This window comes from Patulibacter sp. NPDC049589, assembly GCF_040675535.1.
Lineage (GTDB): Bacteria > Actinomycetota > Thermoleophilia > Solirubrobacterales > Solirubrobacteraceae > Patulibacter.
This window is the reverse complement of sequence record NZ_JBFAPC010000033.1, coordinates 1-13,664: the sequence shown is the minus strand read 5'-3', so window position 1 is coordinate 13,664 and position 13,664 is coordinate 1. Positions and strand designations below refer to the sequence as shown.

15 protein-coding genes and 1 pseudogene are annotated in these 13,664 nt (G+C 74.3%); 1 reads left to right on the top strand and 15 read right to left on the bottom strand.

Going from position 1 to position 13,664, the window contains the following annotated elements:
• Window positions 1–3: 3 nt before the first annotated feature.
• A complete protein-coding gene (locus AB0L40_RS08620) occupies window positions 4–1,494 on the bottom strand; it encodes a YifB family Mg chelatase-like AAA ATPase (RefSeq protein WP_364352169.1) in 1,491 nt (496 codons plus the stop codon).
• Window positions 1,495–1,673: 179 nt separating this feature from the next.
• On the opposite strand from AB0L40_RS08620, the gene AB0L40_RS08615 reads away from it, so the two are divergent.
• Entirely contained in the window at window positions 1,674–2,081 is a 408-nt protein-coding gene (locus AB0L40_RS08615) for a YraN family protein (protein ID WP_364352166.1), read from the top strand.
• Between the two features lie 198 nt (window positions 2,082–2,279).
• On the opposite strand, the gene AB0L40_RS08610 is transcribed toward AB0L40_RS08615, so the two are convergent.
• The 14 genes and pseudogenes from AB0L40_RS08610 to AB0L40_RS08545 form a co-directional block, all read right to left on the bottom strand.
• A complete protein-coding gene (locus AB0L40_RS08610) occupies window positions 2,280–2,963 on the bottom strand; it encodes a ribonuclease HII (RefSeq protein ID WP_364352163.1) in 684 nt (227 codons plus the stop codon).
• Window positions 2,964–2,969: 6 nt separating this feature from the next.
• On the bottom strand, window positions 2,970–3,674 hold the full coding sequence (lepB, locus tag AB0L40_RS08605) for a signal peptidase I (protein ID WP_364352160.1): 705 nt from the start codon (window positions 3,672–3,674) through the stop codon (window positions 2,970–2,972).
• 129 nt (window positions 3,675–3,803) lie between these two features.
• Window positions 3,804–4,142: pseudogene (rplS, locus tag AB0L40_RS08600) on the bottom strand (50S ribosomal protein L19); the annotation flags it as partial.
• 203 nt (window positions 4,143–4,345) lie between these two features.
• On the bottom strand, window positions 4,346–5,041 hold the full coding sequence (gene trmD, locus AB0L40_RS08595) for a tRNA (guanosine(37)-N1)-methyltransferase TrmD (protein WP_364352157.1): 696 nt from the start codon (window positions 5,039–5,041) through the stop codon (window positions 4,346–4,348).
• Between the two features lie 4 nt (window positions 5,042–5,045).
• Window positions 5,046–5,669, bottom strand: coding sequence for a ribosome maturation factor RimM (gene rimM / locus AB0L40_RS08590; protein WP_364352154.1), 624 nt, complete (start codon window positions 5,667–5,669; stop codon window positions 5,046–5,048).
• Window position 5,670: 1 nt separating this feature from the next.
• Window positions 5,671–5,940 (bottom strand): KH domain-containing protein, encoded by a 270-nt coding sequence (locus tag AB0L40_RS08585; protein WP_364352151.1) that lies wholly within the window; start codon window positions 5,938–5,940, stop codon window positions 5,671–5,673.
• A gap of 7 nt (window positions 5,941–5,947) precedes the next feature.
• Complete coding sequence (rpsP, locus tag AB0L40_RS08580; RefSeq protein ID WP_364352148.1) at window positions 5,948–6,196, bottom strand: 30S ribosomal protein S16; 249 nt, start codon at window positions 6,194–6,196, stop codon at window positions 5,948–5,950.
• Window positions 6,197–6,400: 204 nt separating this feature from the next.
• Entirely contained in the window at window positions 6,401–7,825 is a 1,425-nt protein-coding gene (gene ffh / locus AB0L40_RS08575) for a signal recognition particle protein (RefSeq protein WP_364352145.1), read from the bottom strand.
• A gap of 36 nt (window positions 7,826–7,861) precedes the next feature.
• Complete coding sequence (locus AB0L40_RS08570) at window positions 7,862–8,395, bottom strand: SRPBCC family protein (RefSeq protein ID WP_364352142.1); 534 nt, start codon at window positions 8,393–8,395, stop codon at window positions 7,862–7,864.
• A 48-nt stretch (window positions 8,396–8,443) separates the two neighbouring features.
• Window positions 8,444–9,439 (bottom strand): SPFH domain-containing protein, encoded by a 996-nt coding sequence (locus tag AB0L40_RS08565; protein ID WP_364352139.1) that lies wholly within the window; start codon window positions 9,437–9,439, stop codon window positions 8,444–8,446.
• A gap of 210 nt (window positions 9,440–9,649) precedes the next feature.
• Window positions 9,650–10,078, bottom strand: a complete 429-nt coding sequence (locus tag AB0L40_RS08560) for an NfeD family protein (RefSeq protein ID WP_364352136.1) — start codon at window positions 10,076–10,078, stop codon at window positions 9,650–9,652.
• Between the two features lie 82 nt (window positions 10,079–10,160).
• Window positions 10,161–11,162 carry an aldo/keto reductase gene (locus tag AB0L40_RS08555; RefSeq protein ID WP_364352133.1) on the bottom strand — a complete coding sequence of 334 codons (1,002 nt, stop codon included), beginning with the start codon at window positions 11,160–11,162 and terminating at the stop codon, window positions 10,161–10,163.
• Window positions 11,163–11,230: 68 nt separating this feature from the next.
• Window positions 11,231–12,238, bottom strand: a complete 1,008-nt coding sequence (gene ftsY / locus AB0L40_RS08550) for a signal recognition particle-docking protein FtsY (RefSeq protein ID WP_364352130.1) — start codon at window positions 12,236–12,238, stop codon at window positions 11,231–11,233.
• 134 nt (window positions 12,239–12,372) lie between these two features.
• Window positions 12,373–13,664 (bottom strand): AAA family ATPase (locus tag AB0L40_RS08545; protein WP_364352127.1); only part of this gene is annotated, 1,292 nt, incomplete at its 5' end.

Genomic DNA, 13,664 nt, shown 5'->3' with positions numbered 1-13,664 from the left:
CCCTCACGCCGCCACCGCGCCGTCGTCCGAGCGCACGTGCATGCGCAGGAACAGCGCCTCGTCCAAGTGGTCGCCGGTGATCGCCGCCGACGCCCCGAGGTCCGCGATCGTGCGGGCCAGCCGCAGGACGCGGGCCCGGCCGCGGGCCGACAGCGAGCCGCCGAGGTAGGCGCGCTCCAGCCGCGCTGCCGCGTCGCCCGCGAGGTCGGACTCCAGCCGCCGCGGGCCGGTGCTCCGGCGGCGGTCGGCGCCGTGCTCCCGTGCCGCCTGGACCCGCTCGCGGACCTCTGCCGTCCCGGCCGCCGGGGCGCCCGAGATCTCCTCGGCGCTCGGCCGGGGGCAGGACACGTGCAGGTCGATCCGGTCCAGCAGCGGGCCGGAGAGCTTGCGCCGGTAGCGGTCGAGGTCCTGGGGGCCGCAGCGGCAGCGGTTCGTGCCGTGGTGGCCGCACGGGCAGGGGTTCGCGGCGGCCACGAGCAGCGTCCGGGACGGGAACGTCCGGGTCCGGCCCTGGCGGACGAGGACCACGCGGGCGTCCTCCAGCGGCTGGCGCAGGGCCTCCAGCGCGTCGCGGCGGAACTCGGGGAGCTCGTCCAGGAAGAGGACGCCGCGGTGGGCCAGGGTGATCTCCCCCGGCCGGCCGACCGATCCGCCACCCACGAGACCCGCGGCGGACGTGCCGTGGTGCGGGGCCCGGAACGGGCGCTCGGCGACCAGGCCGGCGCCGTCGTGCAACCCGCAGACGCTGTGGATCCGCGTGACCTCGAGCGCCTCGCTCGCCCGCATCGGGGGCAGCAGGCCGGGGAGGCGCCGGGCGAGCATCGTCTTCCCCGTCCCCGGAGGCCCGACGAGCAACAGGCTGTGGCCGCCCGCGGCCGCCACCTCGAGTCCGCGCCGCGCGAGCGCCTGCCCGCGGACGTCGGCCAGGTCCGGACCCGACGGAGCGGGCGGCGGGGCATCCGTCGGACGGCGGTCGTCGCGGCCGGGCTGGGCGAGGGCCCCGACGGCCTCGCGCAGCGTCCCGACGGCGCGGACGGCGACGTCCGGGACGAGTCCCGCCTCGTCGAGCTGCTCGCGGGGAAGGACGATCGCGCGCAGCCCCGACGCCCGCGCGCCCTCCGCCACCACGAGCGCGCCGCGGCCGGGGCGCACGATCCCGCCGAGCGAGAGCTCGCCGACCACCGCCACGGCTCCCAGGTCGACGCCCGGGGCCTGCCCGGACGCGGCGAGCAGGCCGACGGCGATCGCCAGGTCGAAGCCCGGGCCGCCCTTCGGCAGGCTCGCCGGCGCCAGGTTGACCGTGATCCGGCGCTGGGGCAGCTCGAACCCCTGGTTGCCGAGGGCCGCGCGGACGCGCTCGCGGGACTCGCGGACGGCCAGGTCCCCCAGGCCGACGATCGTGAACGACGGCAGCCCCGGGCGGACGTCGACCTCGACGACCACCGGACGCGGCTCGAGACCGTCGATCGAGAACGTGTGCACACGGGCCAACATGGGCGCCACGCTAGGCCGGGGGGTCGCGCCCGTTCCAGGGCCCGATCGTGCCGGAACGGCACCGGGACGGCGGCGACTCCGCGCCGCACCCCGGGCGCGCAGGACCGGCACGGAGTCGTGCCCCGGACGGTGCTCCCGGGCTCCTGATCCGTGACGCCCCGCCACCTAGCGTCGGAACCGTGCCCGATCCGTCGTCCTCCCCCACCGGCCCGTCCCGCGGCCCCGACCACCGGCCGGCCGTGGGCCGCATCGGGGAGCGCTACGCCCGCGAGCACCTCGAGCGGCTGGGCTTCGACGTGCTGGAGGCCCGGGCCCGCACCCGCTGGGGCGAGATCGATCTCGTCGTGCACGACGGCCGGACGATCGTCTTCTGCGAGGTCAAGGCGCGGCTGGCGCGCGGGCGGGCGGCCCCCTGGGCGTCGCTGCACGAACGCAAGCGGCGGCAGGTCCGGCGGCTCGCCGCGGCGTGGCTGTCGGAGACCACCGACCGCCCGACGGGCCGCGACGTGCGCTTCGACGCCATCGGGGTGCTCGTCGACGAGGCGGGCCGGCTCGTCCGGCTCGACCACATCGAGGCGGCGTTCTGAGCCGCGCCCCGTCCGGCGCCCGACCGGCGACCGATGCCCGACCGACGGCCGATGCCCGACCGACGACCGACGACCAACGACCGACCACCGACCACCGGCGTCCGACCGACGACCAACGACCGACGATCGACCACCGGAGCCCGACCGACGCCCGACCACCCGCGGCCGACCGGCCCCGGACGGCGCCGTGTCCCCCGCCTACAGCAGGCCCTCGTACGCCGCCGCGCGGAAGGACCGGCGGTGCAGCTCCGACAGGCCGTGGGCCCGGATCGCGTCCTGGTGGGCCAGCGTGCCGTAGCCCATGTGCTGGTCGAAGCCCCAGGACGGCAGGCGCTCCGCCGCGCGGTGCATGAAGCGGTCGCGGGTGACCTTCGCGACGATCGACGCGGCCGCGATGGCGGCGCTCTTCGCGTCGCCGCCGACGACGTGGCGCTGCTCGAATCCGGTGTCGGGCACCCGGAAGCCGTCGGTCAGGCAGAGCGCCCCGGGACACGCGACGCGGCGCGCGGCGGTGGACAGCGCCTCGAGGTTCGTGACGTGCAGGCCGCGGTCGTCGAGGCCCTCGACGCACCGGGACACCGAGCCGACCCGCTCCGCGATCCGCAGGACGACGCCGAACAGGCGCTCGCGCGCCTCGGCCGTGTGGGCCTTCGAGTCGTCGAGCGCCCCGAGGGCGCGGACCTCGGCCGGGCCGATTCGCTGCAGGTCGAAGAGGACCGCACCGGCGACGAGCGGCCCGGCGAGGCAGCCGCGGCCGGCCTCGTCGGCGCCCACGACCCAGCGGACCCCGAGGGCCCGGTCGTGGGCGAACAGGCGACGCCCGCGGCTGACGGACCCCGAGGACGGGGTCCGGCGCTTGGAGGCGGGCGTCGCGGGAGCCACCGGCGGCTAGATGCCGCCGATGCGCTTGGGCGGCCAGTAGGTCGCGAACGCCCCACCGATGACCCAGTCGCGCGGGACCGGGCCCCAGTAGCGGCTGTCGTTGGACTCGCCCCGGTTGTCGCCCATCATGTAGTAGTGCCCCGTCGGGACCGTGATGGTCTTCGGCAGGTTGCACGGCGTGTTCGTCGACCCGGCGCCGTCGCAGGTGTCGGAGATGAACGACTCCTTCTGGAGCTTGCCGTTCAGGATGACGTGGCCGTCCTTGACCGAGACCTTGTCGCCCGGGCCGGCGACGACCCGCTTGATGTAGTTCTCGCTCTTCCACTCGCCGCCGACGCTCTGCGGGCACGGGCGGCCGTTCTCGATGTTGTCCGCCTCGGTGCACTCCGCGGAGTCGATCTGGCCGGTGTCGTCCGTCTTCGCGCCCTTGGGCGGGTGGAAGACGACGACGTCGCCGATCGACGGGTCGCTGCCCAGGTGGTGCGACAGGCGGTTGACCAGCACGCGCTGGCCGATGTCGAGGAGCGGCTCCATCGACTCGCTCGGGATCCGGTAGGGCTTCACGAGGAAGGCCTGGATGCCGAGGGCCAGCAGCAGCGCGATGGCGACGAGCCCCACCAGCTCCACGAGCGGGTTGAGGCCCTTCTTCTTCTTCGCCTTCGCGGCCGGAGCCCCGGTCGAGGACCGGGGCTCGGGAGCGTCGTCGCTCACGGGGGGAGAGCGGTGCGGCTAGGAGTCCGAGGACTCCGTGGCGGGCGCCTCGGCCTCGGGGGCCTCGGCGACCGGAGCCTCGTCGGCGACCGGAGCGGGCGCGGCGGCGACCTTCTCCGGCGCGACGTAGCGGCGCTCGCGGACGCGGGCGGCCTTGCCGACGCGGCCACGCAGGTAGTACAGCTTGGCGCGACGGACGTCACCGCGGGCGGCGACGTCGATCTTCTCGATCTTCGGCGAGCTCAGCGGGAACGTCCGCTCCACACCGACGCCGAAGCTCTGCTTGCGCACGGTGAACGTCTCGCGAGCGCCGTGTCCCTGGCGCTTGATGACGATGCCCTCGAAGACCTGCGTACGGCGACGCGTGCCCTCGACGACCTGGAAGTGGACGCGAACGCGGTCGCCGGGCTGGAAGTCGGGCTGCGAGCGGAGCTGTTCACGCTCGAGCTTCTCGATTACGGTGGTCATCAGCGAGGGGCCCGGACTGGTCGGAAAACACGCACCAGCGCGTGATCCGGGCAAGATTGGGAACCTTAGCGGAGCCCCGGGGTCCGGCGCCTCGCGCCTCCCCCCTGCCGGCCCGGAAACCGCTGCAGAGCGGCCGGAACGCCGGCCGGACGGCCCGAGGACGCGTCGTCGCGGCCCTCGAGCGACCGTCCGCCCCGGGCCGGTCAGCGACCGAGGCGGGAGCCGCCGTCGCCGCGCTCGCGACTCCGGGCGCGTCGCCACGTCTCGATCTCGGCGTGGTGGCCCGAGAGCAGGACGTCGGGGACCTTCCAGCCGCGGTACTCCGCCGGCCGGGTGTAGTGCGGGTACTCGGGGTCGCCGTCCAGCGCGACCGAGAAGCTCTCCTCGACCGCGGAGTTCGCGTGGCCGAGGCTGCCGGGCAGCTTGCGCAGCACGGCGTCGCAGACGACCATCGCCGCGAGCTCGCCGCCGGCCAGCACGTAGCGGCCGATCGACAGCGTGTCGGAGCAGAAGTGCTGGACGATGCGCTCGTCGAAGCCCTCGTAGCGGCCGCAGAGGAGCGTGATGCCCTGCTCCTCGGCCGCGAGCTCGTCGACGAACGCGTCGTCGAGGACCCGGCCGCCGGGGGTCAGCGCGATGACGCGGCGCTCCTTGCGCAGCTCGACCGGGTCCTGGTCGTAGACGCCGCGCAGCGCCTTCTCCATCACGTCGACGCGCAGGACCATGCCGGCGCCGCCGCCGAAGGGCGTGTCGTCGACCTGGCGCGCGGACATGTCGCTGTGGTCGCGCGGGTTGAAGGTGCGGACCTCGTGGCCGTCCTTCATCGCGTTCTTCACGTGGCGCTGCTCGCGGAACCAGTCGAACCAGTCCGGGAACAGCGTCATGACGTCGAGCTGCACCCGGTCACCCCTCGTCGGTCGTCGCGGCGGGGCCCGCCGGGGCGTCCCCCGCGCCGGGCACGGGCTCGTCGAGGAAGACCAGGTCGATCGCGACGTCCCGGCCCTCCACGTCGAAGACCGGCACGGCCTCGCGGTGGAACGGCACCAGCAGGTCGACCGCGCCGTCCCGCTCGACCCGGAGCACGTCGACGGACGGCATCGTCAGGACCTCGGCGAGCGTGCCGACGGGCTCGCCCGTGGTGGCGCGGACGGGGAGGCCGACGAGGTCGTCGGGCCAGTACTCCTCGTCGTCGAGCTCCGGCAGCGAGGCGCGCGGGATGAAGAGGTCGGTGCCGCGCATCGCCTCGACGGCGTCGATGCCGTCGATGCCCTGCAGGCGCAGGATCGGCTTGGCGTCCGTGCCGCTGCGGCGGACGATCTCGCGCTCCACGCCGGCGACGACCACGATGGCGCCCTGGACGAGGTGCTCGCCCTTGGGCTTCGTGACGCCGAACGAGCCGTCGAGGCTGTGGGCCTTGCCGATGCGCCCGAGGGCGTACATCGGGACGGCGTCGAGCCCCGGGACGGGCGCGTCGGAGCCGGCCGGAGCGCCCGAGGCGTCCGGTCCGGACTGCGGGTCGGTCGCCACGTCAGTCGTCGACGATGTCGACGAGGACGCGCTGCTCGCGGTGCGCGGCGGCGACCTTCACGACGGTCCGCAGCGCGTAGGCGGTGCGACCGCCACGGCCGATGACCTTGCCGTAGTCGCCGTCGTCCACGCGCAGCTCGAGGACGACGGAGCCGTCCTCGGCGTTCTGCTCCGGCGTGACGGTGACGGCCTCGGGCTCGTCCACGATCGCTCGCGTGAGGTCGCCGAGCAGCTCGGCGACCACGGTCGGATCCTGGTCGGCGGCCGTCACGGCCGGCTCAGCGGACTTCGATGCCCTGCGTGCGCAGGAGCTTCTTCACCGTCGAGGACGGCTCGGCGCCGACGTCGAGCCAGTGACGCACCCGATCCTCCTTGAGAAGGATGGTGGACGGCTCGGTCTGCGCGTTGTACTGACCGATGGTCTCGATCACCCGGCCGTCGCGCTTGTTGCGCGAATCAGCGGCGACGACGCGCCACACCGGGTTCTTCTTGCTCCCCACGCGGGTGAGCCTCAGTCGAACAGCCACGAACGTCCTTCAGTCAAAGTCAGGAGGAAAAACAGCGGCAGGGGCCAAGAGGCCGCAAGCCGGAAGACGGACAGCCTACCGCGACCCGGAATTGCCTGCGGTGCGCCACCGCGGGCTTCCCCTGCGGATGGGCCGTGCCCCGTCGCAGTGCGGCCCGCTCCCGGACCCGAGAGGCACGGGCCGGGGCCCCGCACCCCTTCCCGGTCAGCGCTTGCGGCGCCGCGCCGCGCGGCTGCCGCCGCGCACGCCGACCGGGGCGCCCTGGCCGGCCTGGCCCGCGCCGCCGGGGAGACCGCCGGGCATCTGGCCGCCCATCATCCCCTCGAGGCCCTTCATGCCGCCCTTGGACATCTGCTTCATCATCTTGCGCATCTGCTGGAAGTTCTTCACCAGCTGATTGACCTGCTGGACCGAGGTGCCGGAGCCCTTGGCGATGCGCAGGCGGCGGCCGCCCTTGATGAGCTCGGGCTGGCGGCGCTCCTGCTTGGTCATCGACAGGATGATCGCCTCGACGCGGTCCATCTCGCGGTCGTCGATCTGGGCGTCCTTCAGCTGCGAGCCGACGCCCGGCAGCATGCCGAGGACCTTCGACAAGGGACCCATCCGGCGGATCATCTTCATCTGCTTGAGGAAGTCCTCGAGCGTGAACTCGTTGCGGCGGAGCTTGCGCTCGAGGTCCTTGGCGTCGCCCTCGTCGAACTGCTTCTCGGCGGACTCGATGAGCGACAGCACGTCGCCCATGCCGAGGATCCGCTGGGCCATGCGGTCCGGATGGAACGCCTGGAAGTCGGGGAGCTTCTCGCCGGTGGACGCGAAGAGGATCGGCTTGCCGGTGACGGCCTTGACCGACAGCGCGGCGCCGCCGCGGGCGTCGCCGTCGAGCTTGGACATCACGACGCCGTCGAAGCCGGCGGCGGCGGCGAACTGCTCGGCGACGTTGACGGCGTCCTGGCCGGTCATCGCGTCGACGGTCAGGAGGACGGTGTCGGGCCGGACCGCGTCGCGGATCTGGACGAGCTCGTCCATCAGGTCCTGGTCGACGTGCAGGCGGCCGGCGGTGTCGACGATCAGGACGTCCTTGCCGTCCTGCTTGGCCTGGTCGAGCGCCCAGCGGGCGACCTCGACGGCCGGCAGCTCGGTGCCGCGGTCGTAGACCGTCGCCCCGGCCTGCGCGCCGACGAGGCGCAGCTGCTCGACGGCGGCCGGGCGCTGGACGTCACAGGCGGCGACGGCGACGGAGGAGCCCTTCTCCTCCTTCAGCCAGCGCGCGAGCTTCGCGACGGCGGTCGTCTTGCCCGAGCCCTGCAGGCCGGACATGAGGATCACGGTCGGGGGACTCGACGCGAACGTCAGGCCCTCCGACTGGCCGCCCATCAGGTCGACGAGCTCCTCGTGGACGATCTTGACGACCTGCTGCCCGGCGTTGAGCTTGCCGAGGATGTCGGCGCCGAGGCAGCGCTCCTTGACCGTGGCGGTGAAGGACTTGACGACCTTGAAGTTGACGTCGGCCTCGAGGAGGGCGAGGCGGATCTCCCGCATCGCGACGTTGACGTCGGACTCGGTCAGCGAGCCGCGCCCCCGGACGTCGTCGAGGGTCGCCTGGAGTTTCTCGGAGAGGGCGTCGAACACGGCTCCCCCAGTCTCGCACGGCCGGGGCCCCGCGGCTCAGCCGGATCGCTGCTCCGGCAGGGCGGTCGTGGGCCCGGCGGGACCGGACGGCTCCTCGCCCGGCCCGAGGACGTCGTCGTCGAGCTCGTCGTCGGGGTGCTCCGCGACGTCGGGATGGGGCTCCCCCAGGCGCTCGGCGAGCAGCTCGAGGTCGCGACGCACGACGCGCCGGAGCTCGCGGGCGATCCCCGGTCCGGCCAGCCGCAGCGACGGCGGGAGCGTCAGGCCGACGCGCCAGGTGACCGTCGAGCCGTCGTCGTGCGGCGCGACCTCGAGAACGGAGCGGCCGACGACCCCGCGCCAGATGACGTCGAGCTCGATGACCTCGGGGACGACGACCCGGGCGACGCGGACGTCGAGGCCGAGCCGCAGGCCGCCGTGGCGCATCACCGGCCGGTGATGCAGGAACCCGCGGGGCCGGAGCTCCTGCAGCTGCGGCAGCCACTCCTTCAGCAGCCCGGGCTCGACGACCCAGGGGAACGCCTCCTCCGGCGGCGCCGGGACGACGATCTCCAGCTCGATCCAGCGCACGACGGTGGTCCGGCCGCCGGCGGGGTCGCCGGCGGCCGGGGTCGGTCCCTACGCGGGCCGGGTCGGGTCCGCCGGGCGGGGCGGATCGATCGGGCGCGGGGGGTCGACGGCACGCGCCGGGTCCGCGGGGCGGCCGCCGGTCGGCGCGGGGCCGTCGGGAGCCGCGGCGGCCTGGTCGCGCAGCCCGTCGACGACACTGCCCAGGCCCGACAGCGCCTGCGTGAACTCGGACGGGATGATGAACAGCTTGTTGGCCTGGCCCTTGGCGAGCTCCGGCAGCATCTGCAGGTACTGGTAGCTCAGGAGCTCCTTGTCGGGGCGCCCGGCGTGGATGGCGTCGAAGACGGTGCCGATCGCCTTGGCCTCGCCCTCGGCCCGGAGGACGGCGGCGGTCTTCGCGCCCTCGGCCTTCAGGACCGCGGACTCCTTCTCGCCCTGGGCGGTCAGGATCTGACTCTGCTTGGAGCCCTCGGCGGTGAGGATCGCGGCGCGGCGGTCGCGCTCGGCCCGCATCTGCTTCTCCATGGCGTCGAGGATCGTCGACGGCGGGTCGATCGCCTTGAGCTCGACGCGGCCGACGCGGATGCCCCACTTGCCGGTCGCCTCGTCCAGCACCGTGCGCAGCTGGCCGTTGATCTCGTCACGGGAGGTCAGCGCCTGCTCGAGGGTCAGGCCGCCGATGACGTTGCGCAGCGTGGTCGCCGTCAGCTGCTCGATCGCCTGGAGCGGGTTGGCGACCTCGTAGGTCGCGCCCTTGGGGTCGGTGATCTGGAAGTAGAGGACCGTGTCGATCGAGACCGAGACGTTGTCCTCGGTGATGACCGAGTTCGGCGGGAAGCTCACGACCTGCTCGCGCAGGTCCAGCAGCGGCAGCAGGCGGTCGATGAACGGCACCGTGATCCGCAGGCCCGGCTCCAGCGTGCGCTGGTAGCGGCCGAGCCGCTCGACGATCCCGGCCCGCGCCTGCGGGATGATCCGCACCGTCTTCGCCGCGACGAGCAGCGCGAAGAACAGCAGGACGGCAAGAACGATCAGGATGACCACGGGGACCTCCGGGGGGGGACGGCTCGGCGGCCTGGACGAACGCCCGACCTGCGGGGGAGCCTACAAAGCCGGGGGCCCGCCGCACAATCGGCTCGGGGACGGCACCGAGCGGGGCGGCACCGGCGCGTCGGACGCGGCCCCCGCGAGTGGCGGTGCGCCAGTCCGGTGGGCGGGCCGGAGTTCCGGCGGGACGCGGACGACCGCCGTCCGTCAGTCGGCGACGACCGCCGTGGCGCCGCGGATCTCGAGCACCGTGACGGTCTGCCCGACGGCGACGGGCTCGTGGCCCTCGGCCCGCGCCGTCCAGATCTCGCCGTCGAGGCGGACCTGACCGAGCAGCTCGGGACCCTCGATCGCCCGGACGACCAGCGCGGTGCGCCCGACGAGCGCCGCGGTGCCGGTCTTGGTGGCGTGCGGCTGGCGCAGGTGCCGCTTGGCGATCGGGCGGACGAAGCCGAACATCAGGGCCGTGACGAGCGCGAAGATCGCGATCTGGGGCCCGGTGTCGGCGCCCGCCAGCGACGCCAGCGTGGCCGCGCCGCCGCCGATCGCGAACGGCCCGAGGAAGAGCGAGAGGGTGAGCACCTCGCCGACCCCGAGGACGACGGCGATGAGGAGCCAGGGGACCCACGCGTCCATGGCGTGATCCTACTCGGCGAGCGGCACGGCGCCCAGCGGACGTCCTCCGTCGCGCCTCCCCGGCCCACCGCCCCGCGCGGCATCAGGCCCCGGTGTTCGCCCCCACCGCGGCGGTCGTGGCGGCCAGCGCGGCCGTCGCCTCGTCGTCGAGGACCAGCGCCGCGGCGCCGACGTTCTCCTCCAGCCGCTCCGGCTTGGTGGTGCCCGGGATCGGCACGACGTGCGGGCCCTGGGCCAGGACCCAGGCGAGCGCGACCTGGGCGTTGGTGGCCCCGAGGCGCGCGGCCTGCTCGGCGACGACGTCGATCGTGCTGCGGTTCTGCTCCCAGGCGTCGCCGCGGAAGCGCCCGAGGGTGGAGCGGAAGTCGCCCGAGCCGAGCGTCGTCGGGTCGATCGCCCCGGTCAGGACGCCGCGGCCCAGCGGCGAGAACGGCAGGAACGACGCGCCGTGCTCGGCGGCCCAGGCGAGCGTGCCGTTCTCGATCGGGTCGCGCGTCCAGAGGGACAGCTCGGACTGGATCGAGGCGACCGGGTGGACGGCGTGGGCCCGCTGCGCCTCCTCCACGGTCACGGCCGACAGCCCGATCGCGCGGACGAGGCCCGCGGCCACGAGCCCCGCCATCGCGCCCCAGCTCTCCTCGATCGGGACGTCGGGGTCGACGCGGTGCAACTGGTAGAGGTCGACGTGGTCGACGCCCAGGCGGCGGAGGGAGTCCTCGACGGCGCCGCGGATCCGCTCGGGGCGGGCGTCGCGGCGCAGGCGCGGCGGCTCTCCCGGGGCCGGGGCCTCCGAGACGAGGCCGACCTTCGTCGCGAGCAGCACCTCGTCGCGGCGCCCGGCCAGTGCGCGGCCGACGAGCTCCTCGTTGACGAACGGGCCGTAGACGTCGGCGGTGTCGATCAGCGGCGGGACGCCGAGGTCGGCGTAGGCCGCGATCGCACGGTGGATGGTCGCGTGGGACCGGGGCTCGTCGCCCTCGGTGCCGTAGGCCCAGGACATCCCCATGCAGCCGAGCCCGACCGGGCCGACCGGGACCTGGTCGGGGCCGAGGGCTCGCGGAGTCAGGGAACCGGTGCTGGTCATGCGGCCACCGTACGACGCACGGCGCGGCGGCCCGGCGGGACGGGCGATCCGCGCCGCGGCCCGTCGGCTCAGGCCGCGACCTCGTCGGGCTTCACGAGCGCCTGGGCGAAGTCGTCCGGGTCGAACGGGCGGAGGTCCTCGAGGGCCTCGCCGATCCCGATGAGCTTGACCGGGATGCCGAGGTCCTGGGCGATCGCGATCGCGATGCCGCCCTTGGCGCTACCGTCGAGCTTCGTCAGGACGATCCCGGAGACCGGCGCGACCTTCGAGAACTCCGCGGCCTGGCGCAGGCCGTTCTGGCCCGTGGTGGCGTCGACGGTCAGGAGGATCTCGTGCGGGGCGCCCGGCATCAGCTTCTCGACGACGCGGCGGACCTTCGAGAGCTCCTCCATCAGCGGCAGCTGGGTGTGCAGGCGGCCGGCGGTGTCGACGATGACGACGTCGGCGCCGGACTCGCGGCCGCGGCGGACGGCCTCGTAGGCGACGGACGCGGGATCGGTGCCCTGCTTGCCGGTGACGACCTCGACCCCGGCGCGCTCGCCCCAGATCTGCAGCTGCTCGACCGCCGCGGCGCGGAACGTGTCGGCAGCACCGAGGACGACCTTCTGGCCCAGCTCCTTGGTCAGCGTGTTGGCGAGCTTGCCGATCGACGTCGTCTTGCCCGTGCCGTTGATGCCGCAGACCATGATCACGGTCGGCCCCTCGCGCAGGTCGATCCGGGCGTCCTCCTTCGGGCGCGCGGCCTCGGCGAGGAGCTCGGCGAGGCGGTTCTGCAGCGCCTGCGGGTCGGTGACGCCTCCGGTGGTGGCCTCCTGCTCCAGCCGCCCGACGATCGCCGCGGTCGCCTTCGCGCCGCAGTCGGCCATGATCAGCGCCTCCTCGAGGCGCTCCCAGGTCTCCTCGTCGAGGCTGTCGAAGAGCGTCTGCGTCAGCTCGGCGCCGAGGGCGTCGCGCGTCTTCTTCATGTTCTCGCGTAGGCGCTTGAAGAAGCGCCCGCGCTTCTCCGGCTCCGGCGCCGGGAGCGCCGCCGCGCGGGTCTCGTCCAGGACGAAGAGGTCGGTCCACTCGCGCGCCATCCCCTCCGACGATACCGGGGTCCGCAAGCTCCACCGGGTCGTGGCGCCGCGCCACCGACACCGGTCCGACGGGTCGCGCGGCCGACGCGTCGGCCGGACGGCCCGCGTCCACCCGCGAGCCGGTCGCGCGGCGCTCAGCCCGCGGCGGTGTTGCGGTCGGCGAGCCCCGGCAGCTGCTCGGCGGGGCCGACGCCCTGCTGGTCCAGGCGGCGCGAGACGACCTTCGACACGCCGTCGCCGCCCATCGACACGCCGTAGAGCGCGTCGGCGACGTCCATCGTGCGCTTCTGGTGCGTGACGACGATGAACTGCGCGCGGTCGCGGTAGCGGCGCAGGAGCTGGAGGAAGCGGTCGATGTTGAGGTCGTCGAGCGCGGCCTCGACCTCGTCGAGCACGTAGAACGGGCTCGGCTTGGCGAGGAAGACCGAGAAGAGGAACGCGATCGCGGTCATCGTCTTCTCGCCGCCGGACATCAGCGTCAGGCGCTTCATCGACTTGCCGGCGGGGGTGATCTCGATCTCGACGCCGAGGTCCTCGTCGCGGTCCGCGTCGGCCTGGTCGGCGTCGTCGAGGTCGCGGGCGCCGTCGCCGGTGGGCTCGCCGTCGGCGTCGGACGTCTCGTCCTCGGGCGTCTCGCGGACGAGTCGCAGCCGGCCCCGGCCGCCGGGGAAGACGTGCTGGGAGAGCTCCTCGAAGTTCTTCGCGCAGGCCGTGAACGTCTGCTCGAACGTCTCGCGGATCTGGCGGTCGGTGTCGCGGACGAACGCGCGCAGCTCGCGCAGCGCCGTCTCCAGGTCGCCGCGCTGCGCCTCGATCGTCTCGACGTGCTCGCGGGCCTCCTCGTACGCGGCCGTCGCGAGCGGGTTGACCGGGCCGAGCGTCTCGCGGCGCTTCTGGAGGCGGGCGATCCGGTCGCGCAGCGTCTGGGCGGTCTCCTCGTCCAGCGCCTCCTCGGCGGGCTCCGGCGGCAGGCCCAGGCGCTCGGCCAGCGCCTGCAGCTCGACGAGGATCTCGGCCTCCTGGTCGCGGGCGCGTTGGAAGGCGACCTCGCCGGTGGTCAGGCGCTCGCCGGTGCGGCGCATCCGGGTCGCCAGGTCGGCCTCGCGCTGGGCGCAGGAGCGCAGCCGGCCGGCGACGTCGTCGCCCGCGGCCCGGTCGTCCTGGACGGCCTGCTCGAGCACCGCGGCGCGCTCCCGCACGACCCGCAGGGCCTCGAGCAGCAGGTCCGTCATCCGCTGGCCGACGGGCTCGACGCGCAGGTCGGACTCCAGGGTCTCTTGCAGCGTCGCGACGCGGGCGTCCCGCTCGGCGCGCTCGCGGGTCAGGCGCTCGGCAGTGCGGCGCTCGGCCCCGAGCTCGCCGACGATCTGCGCGCGGCGGACGGCCGTCGGCCCCTCGTCGGGGGCGAGCCGGCGGCGCTGGACGG

Bases quoted from the DNA above. Each gene is read 5' to 3' on its own strand.
- ftsY (WP_364352130.1), bottom strand. From the start codon at position 12,238: ATGGCGCGCGAGTGGACCGACCTCTTCGTCCTGGACGAGACCCGCGCG.
- AB0L40_RS08560 (WP_364352136.1), bottom strand. From the start codon at position 10,078: ATGGACGCGTGGGTCCCCTGGCTCCTCATCGCCGTCGTCCTCGGGGTC.
- AB0L40_RS08620 (WP_364352169.1), bottom strand. From the start codon at position 1,494: ATGTTGGCCCGTGTGCACACGTTCTCGATCGACGGTCTCGAGCCGCGT.
- AB0L40_RS08555 (WP_364352133.1), bottom strand. From the start codon at position 11,162: ATGACCAGCACCGGTTCCCTGACTCCGCGAGCCCTCGGCCCCGACCAG.